The sequence below is a fragment of the Corallococcus sp. 4LFB genome (assembly GCF_046520365.1).
GTDB classification, from domain to species: Bacteria; Myxococcota; Myxococcia; order Myxococcales; family Myxococcaceae; genus Corallococcus; species Corallococcus caeni.
Window position 1 is genome coordinate 1 of record NZ_JBKGHJ010000761.1, and the last position, 2731, is coordinate 2731.

3 protein-coding genes are annotated in these 2731 nt (G+C 72.4%); all 3 read right to left on the reverse strand.

Annotated elements, in window-relative coordinates; genetic code table 11:
* On the reverse strand, window positions 1-977 hold a 977-nt coding region (gene tmk, locus ACLEQD_RS40755), incomplete at its 3' end, for a dTMP kinase (RefSeq protein ID WP_410391312.1).
* 6 nt (window positions 978-983) lie between these two features.
* Window positions 984-1703 carry a VTC domain-containing protein gene (locus ACLEQD_RS40760; RefSeq protein WP_410391313.1) on the reverse strand — a complete coding sequence of 240 codons (720 nt, stop codon included), beginning with the start codon at window positions 1701-1703 and terminating at the stop codon, window positions 984-986.
* Window positions 1704-1714: 11 nt separating this feature from the next.
* Window positions 1715-2731, reverse strand: a 1017-nt coding sequence (locus ACLEQD_RS40765) for a hypothetical protein (protein ID WP_410391314.1), incomplete at its 5' end; no start/stop codon positions are given.

Consider the following 2731-nt stretch of genomic DNA (forward strand, 5'->3'; position numbering starts at 1 on the left):
TGCGCAGCGCGGGACGTCACGAACCCCAGCCCCTCCGCCACGTCCACCGGCACGCTCGCGGACAGCACGTCGCGCAGCGTCCACGCCGTGTCGTCATCCAGCCCCGTCAGGCTGCGCGCGACGAGCCCGGGCAGCCGCTCCGCGTACGCCAGCCGGCGCTGGTGCGCGGGCAGGCCCGGGATGCCGTTGAGCAGCCACGCCGCCAGCTGCGGCTCGCGCGCCTCCAGCCCGTCCACCGCGTGGAAGAAGCGCTCCTCCACGTCGTCCACGGACGCCACGCCCGGCGGCGGCGGGGTGGGGGCGGGGACCAGCCGCTGCACCGGCTGCTCACGGCCTTCCAGCCGCGCGACCACGGCCTCCACCAGGCGCTGCTCCAGCACGCGCAGCGGCTGATCATTGTTCTCCAGGATGATCCACCGCGCCGGGTCCCTGCGGGCCTGCGCGAGGAACGCCTCGCGCACGCGCACCGCCAGCCCCGCGCCCACCAGGCCCTTGCGGCTGTCCGTGTCGTTCACCTTGCCGCTCTGCACCTTGCCCAGCCGCTTGCGCAGCCGCGCCAGGTCCGGATCCACGTCCACCAGGATGACCAGGTCCGGCCACAGCCCCTGCGACGCCAGCTCGCAGGAGGGCAAGAGCTGCTCCTCCTTCAGGCCGCGCCCTCCGCCCGTCAGCGCGAGCTGCGAGTAGAGGTAGCGGTCGGTGATGCACACGTCGCCGCGCTTGAGCGCGGGCGCGATGACCTCTTCCAGTTGCTGCGCGTCGCGGGCCAGGTTCAGGAAGAACTCGGCGCGAGGCCCCATCTCCAGGAGCCGCGCGTCGCGCGTGAGCTCACGGATGCGCCGGGCGGTGGGCGACTGCAATTCGCCCCCCTCGCGCGCGTGCGCGACCTTGTAGCCCAGCCGCTTCAGCCGGGACGCGAGCAGGTTGGACAGCGTCGTCTTGCCGCTGCCGTCAATGCCTTCGAAATCGATGAACACGGTGCCCTAACCCCCTACGACCCCAACGCCACCAGAAGCGAAGGCATGCACCCGCGCCATGCCTTCCGCGAACTTGCTGTACGCCGCCGGGCCCCCCGGATTGAGGGCCGACAGCCACTCGGGCAGCTCCGCCCCGAGGTGCTTCACCTCCAACACCACCCGCGAGTCCTCCCACGCGGGCATCCCCAGCCGCTCCACCGTCAGCGCCATGGGCGACAGGGCGAGCTCCGGCGACACGAAGTGGAAGCCGATGTCCCGGTCCACCGTCACCCGCCACTCCTGCGACACCTGGTACACGTGCCGCCGGTACGTCACCGCCAGCACCGGCGACAGGCTGCCCCCCGCGATGAGCGGCAGCAGGCTCACGCCCCCGCGGATGGCCCGGCCCAGCTCCGCGCGCGGCACCCACACGCGCCGCTTCTGCGTGAGCCCGTTGCGCTCGCGCTTCACCTCCAGCACCACGCGCGCGCGGCCCGCCGCGCCCACGTCCGGCGAGTACTCCTTCGTCCTCACCTTGAGGCAGTCCTCCGGCGTGCTCAGCGCACGGTGCGTCAGCGGAAACCCCGGCTTGTCGAAGTACACCGACACGATGCGCGTGGGCGGCGGCAGCACCCCGCCCAGCTCCTGCGACAGCCGCGTGCACACCGCCTTGGCCTCGGAGGCCTCCAGCACGCGCTTGAACTCACGGCGCAGCTTCGTCACTCCGCCTTCAGCGAACGAGATCATCTCCAGTCTCCTCACCGGAAGCGGGTGGCGAGCTGCACCGACAGCTCGAGCGCGGGCGCCACGTCTCCCGGCCGGAGCGCACGCTCCGCCTGGACCTGCGCCTTGAAGGAATCCGCCAGCAACACGTTGAAGCCCCCCGTCACCGAATGCCCCTGCGCCTGGATACCGCCCTGCAATTGCAGCGCCTCCGCGCCCACCAGCGGCTGCACCGCCCAGCCCTCACGGCCCACCGGCACCGTCCAGGAGGCCAGCACCGACTGCGAGCGGAACGGCCCCAACGCCAGCCGTCCCGCCGCCGCCTCGCCCGTCAACGTCAGCCCCCAGAGCTTCAGCTCCGCGTCCGCCGCCGCCGCGTACTGCTTCGTCCCGTCAATGACCTGCGTGAGGTACGTGCTCGTGCCCAGCGTGAGGAACTTGAACGGGCGGAGGCTCAGGCGCGCGGAGCCGTCCTCGCTCAGCCGCTTCCCGCTCGCGTCCTCGCCGCCCTCGAAGAGGCCCGCGGACAACTTCAGGCCCCACGCGTCCTTGAGCCGCAACTCGCCCATCAATCCCAGGCGCCGGCCGCCCAGCGCGTTCGTCTCCGTGAGGTAGTCCTCCACGAGCCCGCGCTCCTGGAGGGGCAGCCGCCACGCCGACTCCTGCGAGCGCTGGAGGAAGGGCGACTTGAAGCGGCCCGCGTACAGCCGCAGGCGCTTGTCGTCGTCCGCCAGCCGCACGAAGGCGTCCTTGAGGATCGTCTTGGAGGCGAGGTCCGCGCTCACCTCCGCTTCCAGGTTGGACAGCGACGCGGCCACGCCCACGCGCGCGGAGTCGATGCCCAGGTCGCGCTCGTACTTCTGCCGCTCGTCGGCGGTGGCGCGCGCGAACACGCGGCCGAACACGCGGATGCGCTGCTGGGGCCCGCCCTGGTCGTCCACCTTGTCCGCTTCGTCCGGCGCCTCGCCCAGCGTGTCCGCCTTGGGCCCGGTGTCCTTCTTCTTCTTGCCCGGCACCGCCGCGTCCGGCACCGGCGCGCCCGGCTCCGTCAC